This is a genomic window from Micromonospora sp. NPDC049175 (assembly GCF_043197345.1).
GTDB lineage: Bacteria > Actinomycetota > Actinomycetes > Mycobacteriales > Micromonosporaceae > Micromonospora.
In genome coordinates this window covers 13,755-27,956 of sequence record NZ_JBICSY010000008.1, presented here as the reverse complement: position 1 = coordinate 27,956, position 14,202 = coordinate 13,755, and the positions used below count along the sequence as shown (strand labels likewise).

The following is a 14,202-nucleotide window of genomic DNA, read 5'->3' as shown; positions in this document are numbered from 1 at the left end:
CTTGCTGGGTCGTCAGCTTCAGCGTCCGTGGAGCCGCGATGCCTCCTCGACGTCAGTTGTTGCGGATGGTGAGGCCGAGGGCGACGACGGCCAGCTGGGTGAGGTCAGGAAGTTGGTCCTCGCCGAGGGTGACGCCGCGCAGGTTGTCCAGCGGCGTCTTGAGGCCCTGGAGTCGGCTGCCCCGCAGGTCGGCGCCGTCGAGGTGGCAGGAGTCCAATTCCAGTCCGGCGAGGTTACATGTCCCCAGCGCGATGCGAGGTAGTCGGCAGGAGGACCACGTGCCGTTGGTGAGAGTGCAGTCGGTGAACGCGACCGAACCGGTGGCGGTGACGCGTTGGAAGGTGGCGTAGTCGAAGCGGCAGCCGTCGAAGAGGACGTCCTTGAGGCGTACGTCGGTGAGTCTGGTGCCGGTGAACCGGGAGCCGGTGATCGCGCAGCGTTCGATGGTGACGCCGGTCAGGGTCGCGCCGGAGAAGTCGGTGCGGGTGATCTCGCAACCGTAGAGGCTCCCGGCTTCCCAGGTGCTTTCGCTCAGATCCACGCCGGTGATCAGGCTGCTGCGGATGCGGGCGTCCTCAAGGTGCGAGCCGTGCCACGCGGCGCCCTCTACGAGGGCCTCGGTGAGACCGTTGGCCAGGCCCGTCGTGATGTCGAGGTCGTCCGGTTCGAGGTCCGGCAACAGGACCTTCACGTCGCCGATCGTGGTGGTGCGCATGTGTCCTCAACTGTGTGGGCGCAGGGGTGGGCACGCCACCCTGCGCGTCCCTTGGCGGGTGCTACCTCTTTTTGTTCCAGTTGTCCCAGCCGGGTCGGCTGTCGAACTTACCCTTGTTATCCCAGGCGGGGCGGTTGTCGAATTTCGCCGCGTCGATCGACGCTACCGAGCGCTGCGGGTCGACGCCGAGGCGAGCGAGTTGCTCGGGCGCGGCGTTGACGAGGATCGCGAGAGCGTTGGTCATGGTGCTTCTCCGTGAGGGGTGAGGTGGTCTGCGGCGGCGCGGACGAGGGCCTGTCGGGTGGTCCGGCAGTAGGCGGTTTCACGGGCGGTGAACGTCGCGTGCTCGAAGTAGCGGTTGCCGGCCTGGGCGCCGCGGCAGAAGTCGTAGAAGGCGCAGTGGTCGGCGCAGTCGTTGAGTGCCGTAATGAACTCGGCGACGTAGCCCAGGTCGCCGGCGCCGGCAAGCATGGCGGTGATGGGCTGATGAAGGACGTTGCCGGCGATGAAGTCGCCGTATCGCGGCTCCGTGATGCCGAGCAGTTCCGGTGACAGCAGCACCACCTGCCCATCCCAGGAGACGGTCGGGATCGGGTCGTACGGCGCGTGGTCGACCTGTCTGGCGCGAGTGGCGGCGAGATAGTCGGCCAGCCGGTCCACGTCACGGATCCGCAGCGGGCTGCCGGCCACGCGACGTGCGATGAGGCGCTGCCAGAACCGGTACGCGGCGTCCTCCGACACCGGCGCCCGGTCGGCGCCCTCTTGCTCTTCGATGTTGAAGCCCACCGACTCGCAGCCGCGCAGGCCGGTGAAGAAGTCGATGAGGGCTTCCGCGTGGTCGACGGTTTCCGGGGTGACCACACAGATCACCGAGTACCTCAGCCCTGCGTCGGCCAGGGTCTGTATGCCACGCAGAGTGCGGGCGTCTGTTGACGTGCCGGCCCGGTCGAGGCGGTTCCGGTTCAGCGCGCCCGGTCCGTCGATGCTGGCCCCGACCTCGAACCCATAAGCGGTGAAGAGCTCGCACCACTGTCGGTTGATCAACGTCGCGTTCGTTTGGATCTCGTGACGCACCATCCCCGCGCGCCGAAGCTCCTCGAACGGGGCCAGCAGGTCCCGGAACAGCCCGATGGGAGTGGCGGTGGGTTCGCCCCCGTGCCACACGACGCTCACTTGGTGACCGCTGTCTTGCTGGGCGATCGACTCGGCGCAAGCCTGCGCGACCGCGCCGCTCATCAGGCGGAGGGATCTCCGGTCGGGCAGGTAGCAGTAGGTGCAGTCGAGGTTGCAGAAGCTCGTCGGCTGCACGACCAGGGTGTGGAAGCTGCCGGCGACCGCCGGCTGGCCGGTAGCGTTGATGAGGCCGATGTCGTTCACGAGGAGGCCTCTTCGATGCTGGCGGCCGTGGTGGTACTGACGCGGTAGGCGTGGGTGTGGCGTGCGGGCCAGCCGAGGAACCGGTCGAACATGTCGGCGGCGCTGCCCGTGACGCTCGGGTTGAGCCGATGCAGGTCGTCGATCGCGTCGTGCAGGCAGCCGGCCAGGTAGAGGAACAGGCTCACCGGCTCTTCCCAGTACTCGGCGAGGAGCGCGAGCTTCGCCGCGCCGCAGGGCCACGGCTGCCCGCACCGGCGGCACAGCCACAGCGGGCGCATCGCCAGATGTTCCACCTCCGCTGGCGCGAGCCGAGCCGCCACCAGACGGCGCTGCTGTCCCGTCATTCGGCCATCCCCACCAGCAAAGATGAGCGGCGGGCTCGCCGGGGGAATGGCGAGCCCGCCGCCGCATCACGGCGGCTGGGAGCAGGCCGCCGATCACCCACCCACGCAGCCCTCATGGCGGTACGCAGGCGGGGAGAACGCCGAGACAGTTCGTTCCAGGACGGGCCGAGCCAGCGGACCACGCCCTGGTGTGGTGCGCCGCCCATCGATCCCTCCATCTGCAGCTCCCTGTTAGTCATCCCCGACACCGGCATCGACACCGCCGGTGATCTGGGGTCAACTGAACGTAGGGGCGGTCCGTACGGAGGACCGGGAAAATCCGTACCGGGTCCGGCGGCCTTCAGCGGGCAGGGTGATGGTGTGCGAGGGATGACGGAAGACATGACCATCGGCCAGCGCGTCGCCTTCTACCGACGTCGACGAGGCCTCTCCCAAGAGGTGCTAGCCGGTCTGGTCGGCAAGACCCAGGAGTGGTTACGCAAGGTCGAGACGAACCGGGCCGACCTCGACCGGCTGTCAGTCATACGCGCGATCGCCAAAGCCCTCGACGTGTCCCTCGGCGACCTGATCGGTACACCGAGCCTGTTCGAGTGGTCGGACGACTCAGGGCGCGAGACCATCCCGGCCTTGCGGGCCGCGCTTCACGACTATCGTCACCTCGCCCCGACGCTGGCCAGCACGGGGGACGTCGAAGCGCCCGCCCTGCGCGAGATCGAGAACGACGTCGCCGAGATCTGGACCGCCTACCAGCACTCGCGATACGGCACCCTCGCCCGCCGGCTGCCCTACCTCATCCACGACTGCCTCACCGCCACCGAGGCGTACGACGGAGACGATGGCCAGCGAGCGCACACCATGACCGCCTACGCCCACCAGCTCGCCGCGTTGTTCCTCACCAAGCTCGGCGAAGGTGACCTCGCGTGGACCGCCGCCAGCCGCGGACTGGCCGCCGCCAATGCCAGTCACGACCACGTCGTCATCGGCTCGCTCAGCCGCTCCGCCGCGCACTCGCTGGCGTCCATCGGCGAATATGCGCAGGCTCGTGGCCTCGCCGCCACGGCGGCGCAGTTCCTGGAACCACGGCTCGCCAAACCCACTCCGCAGCTGCTGTCGGTCTACGGAAGTCTGCACCTCGTCTGCGCGCTGGCCGCCGCTCGAGACGACGACCGCGCCTCCGCCGACACCCACATCGCCGAGGCCGATGCCGCGGCACAGCGGCTCGGTGCCGATGGCAACCACGTCTGGACCGCCTTCGGGCCGACCAACGTGTCGATCCACAAGACGACCGTGGCGATGGAACTCGGCGACGTGCAGCGCGCCATCGCCATCGGCGCCACACTCGACACCGGCGCCGTGCCCGTCGAGCGGCAGGTTCGGCACGCCATCGAAACCGCCCGTGCCCTTGCCCGGTGGAACCGCATCGACGACGCGCTCGCGGCGCTCCTGGAGGCCGAGGTCATCGGCCCTGACCAGGTGCGCTACCACCAGCTCTCCCGCGACCTCGTCCGGGACATCCTCATCCGCCCCCGGCCGCCCCGAGTGGCCGTCGAACTCAGCGACCGGATGGGCGTCCGGTCGGGAGGGCCACGCTGGTAGATGGCTCAGATCAGCCGACTCGTGTAGCCGGCCGCCACCAGTCGCTCGAAGGCCGTCCGCACCTCGTCCGGCATCTCTTGCGGGATCGCGAACCCTCGCTCGGCATACACCTCGATCCGCTGCGTGTCGCCTACCAGCATGTCCACCACCCGTCGTGGGTCGCCGATGCTGCGCACGTAGTCGTCCAGTTCGAGAGGGTTCGACGCACACACCACATCGACCTCCGGCCACATCAGCCTGCAGGTGGCATAGGCCCGACGCTGTTGGTAGGGCCGCGACATGATCAGCACCGACTTCACCGGGATCCGGTGTTCGGTCAGGAGCTGACGCGAGTACTGCAGGTTCTGGGCGGTGTTCGTGGCACGCGACTCCACGAGAATCGCTTCCGCGGATACGCCGTGCTCGATGGCGTACTCGCGATAGTGCACTGCTTCTCCACGGGGGAACCGCTCGACGGTCGTCGGGGCGTTCGCGCCGGTGAACACGATCCTTGGGAACAGGCCCTCGTGAAACAGGCGCGTCGCGATGACGGCCACGCCGAGGTCATGACTGCCCAACCCGATCCCCACGTCGCACGGGCGCAGCTCGTGACGCATGTCGTGGTAGCGCCAGAGCGTCTCCACGTGCGCGCGGATAGCGTCGGGAACCGCCTCGGCAGGGGCCGCGGCATGCCGGTTCATCACCACCTACCGGAGAGCCGTCCTCGGGGGTCCTCGTCAGACCTGCCCAGGGCCGCCAATCCCGCCCGCGCCACCTCCAGAGGCACGATGGCGGCGACGGGCTCATCCCGCTCGCTCAGGTAGACAACCTGGCCCTCACGCACGATCTGCAGTAGCTCAGAAAGCACAGCCGGCAGCGGAAGATCGTCAGGCGTGGCGTAGGTCCGATCCGCTTTGGGTTGCCTCATGCCGCCAGCGTAGGCATAGCACGGCAGCAGGATGAGCGCAGGCGTCCACGGAACGTCGACGTGTCCCAGCAAAGGCCAGCCCGGTTCGGCGGCTCCCGAGCACCCACCGAGGGACCAGCCACCGCCCACGTACACAAAAAGACCCTGACCCGGTGTGAGCCACCAGGTCAGGGTCTTGATCGTTGGTGCGCCGCCAGGGACTCGAACCCCGAACCCGCGGATTAAGAGTCCGCTGCTCTGCCAGTTGAGCTAGCGGCGCTCGTTCGGCAACGGAGAAAACATTAGCACCCGCCTGAGCCGGGCTCCAATCCGGTTACCCGGCTCCCCCCTTCGGTCGAGCTTTGCGGGCAAAAACCCGCAAACCTACCAGCGCGCTCACGACGGGGGCGTGGGTTGGCGCGATTATGCGGCACGATGTCCGCCAGGTACGCGAGAACAGAGGTGGGGATGACACGGTTCACGCGAGCCGGGGCAGTGGTGGGCGCTCTGACTCTGGTGGCGTCGCTGGCACTGACCGGGTGCGGCGACAAGCAGAAGCAGCCGACATTCGTCGGCGGAACGCCGGTGGCGGACGCGGGCGCGGCACCTGGTTCCTCCGCGCCCTCGGCACCTTCCACACCGAGCGAGCCGAGCGGGCCGACACTCACGCTGAGCCCGGCCAACGGCGCGAACAACCGACCGGTGAGCACGGAGATCAGCGCGAAGCTGCCGGACGGCGGAAAGGTGTCCGCGGTCACCCTGACCGCGGACGGCGGGGGCGCGGTGGAGGGCAAGCTGCGCATCGACGGCTCCGCCTGGGTGCCGTCCGCCCCGCTGAAGTTCGGCACCCGTTACACGGCCACGGTGACAGCGAGCGCGGCCGACGGGACGAGCAGCCAGGGCACCAGCAGCTTCACCACGATGGCCAAGCCGAAGTCGACGATCGGATCCGGCCTGTACCTCTTCGACGACAAGAGCTACGGGGTGGCCATGCCGGTGGTCACCGAGTTCCACCCCGGCATCCCGAAGAAGGACCGGGCGGCGGTGCAGAAGCGGATGTTCGTCCGCACCGATCCGCCGCAGCCGGGGGCCTGGCACTGGGTCGACAACGGTACGCAGGCCTACTACCGGGCCCCGGAGTACTGGAAGCCCGGCACGACCATCGCGGTACGGATCGCCCTGGCCGGGATACCGCTGAGCAACGGCAAGTACGGCGACATGGACCGTAAGGCCACCGCCAAGATCGGCCGGTCGCTCCAGATGAAGGTCGACAACGCCAACAAGAAGATGACCGTGTACGAGAACGGCGCGCTAGTACGCACCATTCCGGTGAGCCTGGGCAAGAAGAGCACCCCGTCGTCGAGCGGCACGATGGTCGTGATGGAGAAGAAGGAGGCCACGGTCTTCGACACCCGCGACGATCCGGACCCGGCCAACCGCTACGTCACCGACATCCAGTTCGCCCAGCGGCTCACCTGGGGTGGCGAGTACATCCACGCCGCGCCCTGGTCGGAGCACGTGCAGGGGCGGCAGAACGTCTCGCACGGCTGCGTGAACGTGTCGACGGCGAACGCCCGGTGGCTGTTCGAGAAGACGCGGATCGGCGACCCGATCACGGTGAAGGGCACCGAACGCAAGATCGCCGCCGGCAACGGCTGGACGGCGTGGAGCCTGAGCTGGTCGGCGTTCATCAAGGGCAGCGCGCTGCCCGTACCCAGTGGTGGGGCCGGCCCTCTGCTCTGAGCCCTGTCGGCCTTCTCGCGCCGGCCCTGCCGATGGCAGGGTCGGCGCGTACCCTTGCACTCCGGCGAGGCGACGATGCCGCGGCGACCCCAGCGCCCCCCGCATGGAGACGAGCCACGCTCACGAAACGCCGGATAATAGCAAAAATCCGGCAGCATAATCGGCGTGTTTCGGTTCACCCTCGGCAACCGGGGCCAGCTCTGGCGCGTCAGTAAGAGACGATGGGGCAGCGACCACGACTGTGAGGGAATCATGCGAGCTAGCCAGGATCAGTTGATCAGGCGCCGTGGACGACGTCGCGTGTTCGCGGCGGGGTTCCTCGCCGTGGCGCTGGCCTTCACCGCCGCCTGCACCGACGGCGACGGCGGCAAGCCATCCTCGTGGCACGGCGGCGACGAGGCCCCGCCACCGAAGGCCGCGGCGACGATCAGCGAGCCGGCGGCCGACGCCAAGGACGTCCCCGCCTCGACCGGCATCACCTTCACCACGAAGGATGCCGTGGAGACCGCGGTCGAGCTCAAGGACGCGGCCGGCAAGGCGGTCGAGGGCGCAGTCGCCGCGGACGGCAAGACGTGGCAGCCGGCCGGCACGTTGGCGTACGGCACGAGCTACACCGCGACCGTGACCGCCACCGGCGACGACGGCCGTCCGGCCACCACGACGAACACCTTCACCACCATGGCCAAGCCCGACAACCAGGTACGGGTGAGCAGCTTCCTCGGCGACAACCAGGTGGTCGGGGTCGCCATGCCGCTGATCGTGAAGTTCAGCCGGGGCATCCCGGAGGACTACCGCGACGACGTGCAGCGCCGGATGACGGTGACCTCGACCCCGGCCCAGGAGGGTGTCTGGCACTGGGTCAGCCCCACCGAGGTCCGGTACCGGCCGAAGCAGTTCTGGAAGGCCAACAGCAAGGTCTCCTACCGGGTGCGGGCCGGCGGCCTGCCGATGGGTGAGGGCTGGTACGGCCGCGCCGACCTGGCGGTAGACGTCAAGATCGGCCCTTCGGTGATCATGACGGTGGACAACAAGACCAAGCGGATGACGGTGACCCGCAACGGCGCCGTGATCAAGACCATCCCGGTCAGCCTGGGCAAGAAGAGCACCCCGTCGTCGAGCGGCACCATGGTGGTGATCGAGAAGCTGCGCAAGACGGTCTTCGACACGTTCGAGGAGCTGGGTCCGGAGGAGGGCTACCGCACCGACATCGACTTCGCGCAGCGTCTCACCTGGGGCGGGGAGTTCATCCACGCGGCCCCCTGGTCCGAGGGGCAGCAGGGCAGCGTGAACGTCTCGCACGGCTGCGTGAACGTGTCGATGGCCAACGGCAACTGGCTGTTCAGCAACACGCAGGTCGGCGACCCGATCACGGTCAAGGGCACCGAGCGCAAGCTGCAGAACGGCAACGGCTGGACCGACTGGAACATGAGCTGGGACGAGTACGTCAAGGGCAGCGCCCTTCCGTACGAGCCGCCGGCCGACCCGGCCACCACCCCGACCCCGGGCGGCGCGGTCACCCCGTCGCCCACGCCGACCGCCTGACCTGAGCGATGCGAAAGCCCCCTCTTCGGAGGGGGCTTTCCCGTGGTCCCCTCTCTGGCCCCCACAACGACTCAGGCCCCCTCCGAAGAGGGGGCCTGAGCAGCACAACCAAACTGGGTGACTGATGGGAATTGAACCCACGACAACCGGGACCACAACCCGGTGCTCTGCCAACTGAGCTACAGCCACCATGCCGCCGTCGCCCGGTCGATCGCCCCGGGCGGGGTGCGGACCAATAATAGCCGCACCGCGGCCGGCCCCGTCCAGCGGGTATCCGGGCCGGGGTCAGAGTTCGGCGGCGATCGCCTTGGCGGTCTCGACGTCCGGGCCGGGCAGCGGGACGAAGAGCGTGCGCCGGTAGTACTCCAACTCCCGGATGCTCTCCCGGACGTCGGCCAGCGCCCGGTGCGCGAGGCCCTTCTGCGGCTGGCCGAAGTACACGCGCGGGTACCAGCGCCGGCACAGCTCCTTGATCGACGAGACGTCGATCATGCGGTAGTGCAGGTGGGCGTCGAGGCGGGGCATGTCGCGGGCGATGAAGCCCCGGTCGGTGGCGATCGAGTTGCCGCACAACGGCGCCGTCCGCGGATCTTTGACGAAGGTGCGCACGTAGTCCAGGACCAGGTCCTCCGCCTCGGCGAGGGTGACCGTCGAACGGCGGACCTCGTCGGTGAGGCCGGACTTGGCGTGCATCGTCTGGACGATCTCCGGCATCCCCTCCAGCGCCGCCTCGTCGGCGTGGATCACCACGTCGACCCCGTCACCGAGCACGTTGAGATCGGGATCGGTGACCAGTGCCGCAACCTCGATCAGTTTGTCCCTGCCAAGGTCGAGCCCGGTCATCTCACAGTCGATCCAGACAAGGAGATCAGCCACCGGCACAGCCTACGCGCAGCCCACACCCCGCGGCTGCGCGCTCTCGGCGGACCGGACCGCTAGGGTTTCGGGGTGCCAGCCGATTCCGTAGCACCGCCCGCCGTCACGGACGACGATCCCGGCGGCCGTACGGTCCGTCGCCTGGTCACGGTGGTGGCCCTCATCGCCGTGTTGCCAGCGCTCTACCTGCCGGGCCTGAACCACAAATTCCTCGATCTCAAGATCTACATGTCGGCGGTCGACTGGTGGCGCGTCGGCCACCCGCTCTACGACTACGTCCAACCCGACCGGGTGCAGGGCGAGTTGTACTTCACCTACCCGCCCTTCAGCGCGTTGCTGCTGTGGCCGTTCGGCCTGCTACGGCTCGACGCCACCGTGGCGATCTTCACGGTGCTCACCGTGCTGGCCGTGGTGCTGACCACCCACTGGCTGATGATGCCGGTCATCGCCCGGCACGACCTGCCCCGGGCGTTCACGCTGATCGTCGCCGTGCTGCTGGTGCTGGCCGTGGAGAGCACCCGCGAGACGATCACCTTCGGGCAGATCAACATGCTGCTGGTCGTGCTGATCCTGGCCGACCTCCTGTTCGCCGTACCGCAGGCGCGGCGCTGGGCCGGCGTCGGCGTGGGGCTGGCGACGGCGCTCAAGCTCTTCCCCGGCATCTTCATCGTGTACCTGCTGGCCACCAGGCGCTGGCGGGCCGCTGCGGTGGCGAGCGCGACCGCGGCGGCGGCGACCCTGTTCGCGGCGGCGATCGCCCCGCGCGACTCGTGGCGGTTCTGGACGCACGAGCTGTGGACGACCGATCGGGTCGGACGCAGCGACATCGTCGGCAACCAGTCGCTGTTCGGCCTGCTCAGCCGATTCACCGCGCCGGAGAAGCCGGATCGCCTGGTCTGGCTGCTGCTGGTGGCCGTGGTCGCCGCCTACGGGCTGTGGCGGGCCGCCCGCGCGGCGCGGGCCGGTGACCCGTTGACGGGGCTGACGTTGACCGGGTTGGTCGGTTCGCTGGCGAGCCCGATCACCTGGACGCACCACATCTACTGGTTCGTGCCCGCGGTGGTGTTGCTCGCCGACGCGGCGTTGAGCGCCGACCGCCCGGACGAGGCACGCCGCCGTCGGTGGCTGGCCGGGCTCGCGCTGGGCATCACCGCCGTGATCGTCTACGGCGTGGTGACGTTCCAGAAATGGGGCGTGGGAGCGATCCGCACGCACGACCCGGCGGACTTCGTCCTGCAGAACACCTACGTGCTGATCTGCCTTCTGCTGCTCGCGGTCCTGCCGGTGCGCGCGGGTCGCCGTCGACGCGCCGAGCAACCACACCCTGAGGAAAAATCGCACCAAATGGACAGATCTACCCAGTAGCCGCCACCGGCGCTAATCTGGGCTCATCTACCTCAAGCGTCGCTCGGGTAGCACCGATCCCCCGGTGAGGGTGGCCCTCCGCGTCGGCAGCGCGGAGGGCCACCCGCCGTTTCGTCGACCGCCACCGGCCGCGCCGTGGCCTTCGCTCCGGCCGGCGGCCACGCGAGACTCAGCGTCACCGCCGGTGGTCGGGGCACCCGGACCTGCCTCTCCGGGTCGGCGCGGGTCGCGGACCGGGCCGGATCGACGCCGATCGACCGAGACCGCTCCCCCACACCCGAACCGACCATGGTGAGCTGCCGCACGGCCGGAAGCGACGAGGCCGGTGCGGGATCCCGGGCACCCAGGCCACTCAGCGAGGTGACCCCGAGCCGGCCGGCGAGCACCGGGACCTGATCCGGCTCCACCACGAAGATCACCTCACGCGGGCGCAACGGTCGCAGCAGGAGCAGCAGGGCGCACGCCACCAGCAGGACGCCAGCGGCCAGCAGACCCCAGGTGGCGGGTCCGGTCCAGCCCGCCCGTACCTCGGCGCGCAGGTCCAGCGTCAGGTCGGCGGCACCGTCGGGGCGCATCAACACCAGGCTCATGGGCTCACCGGCCAGGTCGTCCGCGCTCCACTGCAGCGAGCCGACACCCTGGCGTACCCAGGACGGCCGAGCCGGCGGGCCGACCGGCACGACGGCGGCCGGGTCGACCGGGCCACCAGCGGCGGGATCGACCGGGTCCAACCGAACCGGCAGCGGGCCCCGGGCCAGCGCCACCCGACGGACCACTGCGTGCGGCACCGGCGCCAGCCAGCTACGCACCTCGGCGGTGGGCGCGAGCCCCACGAAGGCCGGGCCGTCCGCGGTGCGGGCGTCCAGTCGCAGCCGGGTCTGCCCGGTACGCGCGAATGGCGCCTCCTGGCGCAGCAGGCGGTCGAGGTCGGTGACCACGACCGCGTGACCGGGCGTGCGGACCGTCTCGAAGCGGGCGGAGAAGGCCCCGTCGGGATCGGCGTGTCGTGTCACCAACCACAACGCGCCACCGGCGAACAGCGCCGGAATCCCCATGGCCACCAGCAGCACACCGACGATCGCCCGCACGACACGCATTCGCACCGTCTCCCTCCGTAGCCAGATACTCGGCCGACCTTACCGACGTGGGCGCGGTGATCAGGGGATATCCACGGCACCGCAGGGTCCGACGGCGGAAAGCGCGCTGGCCCGCCGGAACGTTCCGGCGGGCCAGCGGGTGGGACGGGGGTCAGGACGTGGTGACCGGCTCCCGACGGGTTCGGGAGAACGCCAGCCCGCCCAGCACCAGACCGGCCAGCCCGGCGACGAGACCGGCCACACCGAGGCCGACCGCGAGCCCGTTGCCGTCGTCGTCATCGTCGTCGTCGGGCGACGACACGGCGGCGGCGCTGGCCGGGGCCGAGCCTGCCGGCGCCGCGGCGGCGGCCAGGGTGAGCACCGGCGCCGGGTGCTCCGGCTCCTCGGCGCCCGGCGTGGGCGGGTCGATCCAGCGGGAGATCTCGCCGTCCGAGTAGGTCTGCAGGACCTTGAAGACCATCGAGTCGACCTTCGGCAGCGGTCCCATCGAGACGGGGAACTCCTGGAACTGGCCGGGCTTCACCGCCGCGTCGCCGGTGGCCGTCCAAGTGATCTTGGAAATCGCCTCGGTGAGCTGGCTGCCGTGCACCTCGATCGGCGGGTCCACCTTGCGCTTCTCCGTCGCGACCGTCCAGCCGGGCACCGGCATCGTCGACACCGAGCCGACCGGGGCGTTCTCCGGCAGGGTCACCTCGATCTTGTTGGTCGAGGCGGTGTCGCTCTCGTTGGGCACCCGGAACGCCACCCGGGCGTACCCGCCCTGGGCCGCCTCCTTCGGGTTGACCGTGACGTGCGCGGACGCCGGTCCGGCGAAGCCGAGCACAGCGGTGGCGGCGGCGGTGAACGCCAGGGCGGCAGCGGCGGTTGCGGTACGCCGGAATCGGGTCATGGGTTTCGCGAGCCTCTCTAACGGGTCGGCACGGTGGCGGTCACCGTGGCCTGGTCGATGTCTGTCGTTCGGGCGGTGATCTTGATCTGCCAGTCGCCGGCGGCCGGAAGGCTGACGTCGCCGTAGGCGTGGTTGTCCGTCAACCGCAGCAGCGGGACGTCGATCGGTTCGATCCCGGCCGAGGGCAGCGCCGCGGTCGCCTTCCACTCCACCACCGGCAACGGCAGGTTGTTCTTGTCGTACGCGTACAGGTGCACCGTGTTGTTGCCCCGCTGGGCCGGGCTCACCTCGATCTCTATGTCGCCGAGCGGGCTGGACAGCTTGGTGCTGAAGAGGCCGGCCTCGGTGCTGGACGACGATCCGGCCACGGCGGTGCGGGCGGGCGTGGTCTGCACGAGCGTGGCGGACAGGCCGAGCACCACCACGGTGACGGCCAACTCCACCCAGACCGCCCGGCGGACCGGCGCCGGACGCTGCGCCGCGACGCGTCGTCGCACCAACTGCCGGGAGTACGCGGCCACGCCGATCACCACCGCGAACAGCCCGATCTTGGCCAGCAGCAGCCGCCCGTACGTGGTCTCGATCAGCGCCTGCGGTGTGGCCACCTCGATCAGCGCCTGGACGGTGCCGGCCAGCAGCAGCGCCGAGACGGCGAGCGCCGCCCAGCGCGACCAGATGGGCAGGATCGCGCCCAGCTCCCGCTCGTCGGCCTGGCGTAGCAGGAACGTGGCGAGCATCAGCAGACCACCCAGCCAGACCGCCATGCTGCCCAGGTGGACCGCGTCGACCACCACGGAGACCGCCGGCGCCGGGGAGGCCGCCGGGTGCCCGGCCAGCGGCCAGGTCAGCAAGGCGGCGCCGCCGAGCACGGCCAGGATGCTCGCGTCGGTGCGGCCGGCCGGCCGGGTCAGCAGCGGCCGGAGCAGGAAGACGGAGGCCGCCAACAGGCCGAGTCGGATCAGGTGGGCGGCGCCGAAGGTGCTGCCGAACACACTGCCGAACCCCTCACCTGTCACCTCGAAGAGACCACCGCCGGCCGTGTAGGGCACCTGCAACCACAGGTCGGCGAGGGTGGCGACGGTCACCAGGCCGAGGCCGGTCCAGGCCAGCCGCGCCGGCCCCCGCCGGGAGAGCCGTCGCGGCCACAGCGCGGCGAGCACAAGCGCGGGCCCGACCAGCAGCACCAGACCGAGGTAGCCGAGGAAACGCGCCACCTTGACCGCCGTACCCACCACCGGGTTGGCGCGGCTGTCCGTGCCGGAGTCGACGGGCGGCGTCGAGGGCGCGCCGACCGAGTAGGTGAACGCCCCGGACACCGGGTGGCTGTCGGCGGAGATCACCCGGAAGCTGACCAGGTAGGTGCCGCGCTCGCCGGCCGGGTCCACCGGGATGCGCACCGCGCCGCCGTCGAAGGACGGCTCACCCCGGTCGGCACGGGAGCCGTCCGGCGCGATGACCCTGATCTTGCCGGGCACCTTGCGGACCGACTCACTGAACCGCAGGACCACCTCCGACGGCGCGCTCGGCACCACGGAGGAGGTGGCCGGGCTGGTGCTTTCCAGCACCGCGTGGGCGCTGGCCGGGGTGGCTGGCGCGATCAACAGGGCGACGACGGCGACCAGCAGGCCTGCGGCGGCAGCCAGCCGGGTGATCCAGCGGCGGGGGGCGACAGTCATGCCAGCCATGGTCGCCGACACGTGTGGATCTCGGCGACCCGAGTCGGGCAAAGGGTTCAACGCTGCTCAGCCGCCAGCGCCGCGCGGGAGGGGATC

General features: G+C 69.9%; 13 protein-coding genes and 2 tRNA genes. 4 read left to right on the top strand and 11 right to left on the bottom strand.

The genetic code is table 11. The features are described 5' to 3' along the window. Window positions 1-52 precede the first annotated feature (52 nt). The 4 genes from ACGFH8_RS27530 to ACGFH8_RS27515 form a co-directional block, all read right to left on the bottom strand. Window positions 53-715, bottom strand: a complete 663-nt coding sequence (locus ACGFH8_RS27530) for a pentapeptide repeat-containing protein (protein ID WP_393372529.1) — start codon at window positions 713-715, stop codon at window positions 53-55. Window positions 716-776: 61 nt separating this feature from the next. Further along, entirely contained in the window at window positions 777-959 is a 183-nt protein-coding gene (gene amcA / locus ACGFH8_RS27525) for a multiple cyclophane-containing RiPP AmcA (protein ID WP_393372526.1), read from the bottom strand. Next, window positions 956-2,092, bottom strand: coding sequence for a cyclophane-forming radical SAM peptide maturase AmcB (amcB, locus tag ACGFH8_RS27520; protein WP_393372523.1), 1,137 nt, complete (start codon window positions 2,090-2,092; stop codon window positions 956-958). The genes amcA and amcB overlap by 4 nt, the downstream gene beginning before the upstream one ends. Next, entirely contained in the window at window positions 2,089-2,436 is a 348-nt protein-coding gene (locus ACGFH8_RS27515; RefSeq protein WP_393372520.1) for a hypothetical protein, read from the bottom strand. The genes amcB and ACGFH8_RS27515 overlap by 4 nt, the downstream gene beginning before the upstream one ends. A 369-nt stretch (window positions 2,437-2,805) precedes the next feature. Between ACGFH8_RS27515 and ACGFH8_RS27510 the strand changes: the two genes are divergently transcribed. Continuing rightward, window positions 2,806-4,032 carry a helix-turn-helix domain-containing protein gene (locus ACGFH8_RS27510; protein ID WP_393372517.1) on the top strand — a complete coding sequence of 409 codons (1,227 nt, stop codon included), beginning with the start codon at window positions 2,806-2,808 and terminating at the stop codon, window positions 4,030-4,032. 5 nt (window positions 4,033-4,037) lie between these two features. Here ACGFH8_RS27510 and ACGFH8_RS27505 read toward each other — a convergent pair whose 3' ends face one another. Both ACGFH8_RS27505 and ACGFH8_RS27500 read right to left on the bottom strand, forming a co-directional pair. Beyond that, window positions 4,038-4,718, bottom strand: coding sequence for a YdcF family protein (locus ACGFH8_RS27505; protein WP_393372514.1), 681 nt, complete (start codon window positions 4,716-4,718; stop codon window positions 4,038-4,040). 404 nt (window positions 4,719-5,122) lie between these two features. Then, a tRNA-Lys gene (locus ACGFH8_RS27500) sits at window positions 5,123-5,198 on the bottom strand. Window positions 5,199-5,386: 188 nt separating this feature from the next. Here ACGFH8_RS27500 and ACGFH8_RS27495 point away from each other — a divergent pair. Together ACGFH8_RS27495 and ACGFH8_RS27490 are read left to right on the top strand one after the other, a co-directional pair. Further along, window positions 5,387-6,661, top strand: a complete 1,275-nt coding sequence (locus ACGFH8_RS27495; protein WP_393372511.1) for an Ig-like domain-containing protein — start codon at window positions 5,387-5,389, stop codon at window positions 6,659-6,661. A 252-nt stretch (window positions 6,662-6,913) separates the two neighbouring features. Beyond that, a complete protein-coding gene (locus tag ACGFH8_RS27490; RefSeq protein ID WP_393373074.1) occupies window positions 6,914-8,203 on the top strand; it encodes an Ig-like domain-containing protein in 1,290 nt (429 codons plus the stop codon). A 116-nt stretch (window positions 8,204-8,319) separates the two neighbouring features. On the opposite strand, the gene ACGFH8_RS27485 is transcribed toward ACGFH8_RS27490, so the two are convergent. Both ACGFH8_RS27485 and orn read right to left on the bottom strand, forming a co-directional pair. Next, window positions 8,320-8,392: transfer RNA gene (locus ACGFH8_RS27485), tRNA-His, on the bottom strand. A gap of 96 nt (window positions 8,393-8,488) precedes the next feature. Next, a complete protein-coding gene (gene orn, locus ACGFH8_RS27480) occupies window positions 8,489-9,085 on the bottom strand; it encodes an oligoribonuclease (protein WP_393372508.1) in 597 nt (198 codons plus the stop codon). 66 nt (window positions 9,086-9,151) lie between these two features. Here orn and ACGFH8_RS27475 point away from each other — a divergent pair, with 66 nt between their 5' ends. Then, window positions 9,152-10,444 (top strand): glycosyltransferase family 87 protein, encoded by a 1,293-nt coding sequence (locus ACGFH8_RS27475; RefSeq protein ID WP_393372505.1) that lies wholly within the window; start codon window positions 9,152-9,154, stop codon window positions 10,442-10,444. Between the two features lie 32 nt (window positions 10,445-10,476). On the opposite strand, the gene ACGFH8_RS27470 is transcribed toward ACGFH8_RS27475, so the two are convergent. The 3 genes from ACGFH8_RS27470 to ACGFH8_RS27460 form a co-directional block, all read right to left on the bottom strand. Continuing rightward, window positions 10,477-11,541, bottom strand: a complete 1,065-nt coding sequence (locus ACGFH8_RS27470; protein WP_393372502.1) for a hypothetical protein — start codon at window positions 11,539-11,541, stop codon at window positions 10,477-10,479. A 151-nt stretch (window positions 11,542-11,692) separates the two neighbouring features. Continuing rightward, on the bottom strand, window positions 11,693-12,430 hold the full coding sequence (locus tag ACGFH8_RS27465; RefSeq protein WP_393372499.1) for a YcnI family protein: 738 nt from the start codon (window positions 12,428-12,430) through the stop codon (window positions 11,693-11,695). A gap of 17 nt (window positions 12,431-12,447) precedes the next feature. Continuing rightward, the gene (locus tag ACGFH8_RS27460) at window positions 12,448-14,115 is read right to left on the bottom strand and encodes a copper resistance CopC/CopD family protein (RefSeq protein WP_393372496.1); all 1,668 of its coding nucleotides are present in this window, start codon (window positions 14,113-14,115) and stop codon (window positions 12,448-12,450) included. Between the last annotated feature and the right edge of the window lie 87 nt (window positions 14,116-14,202).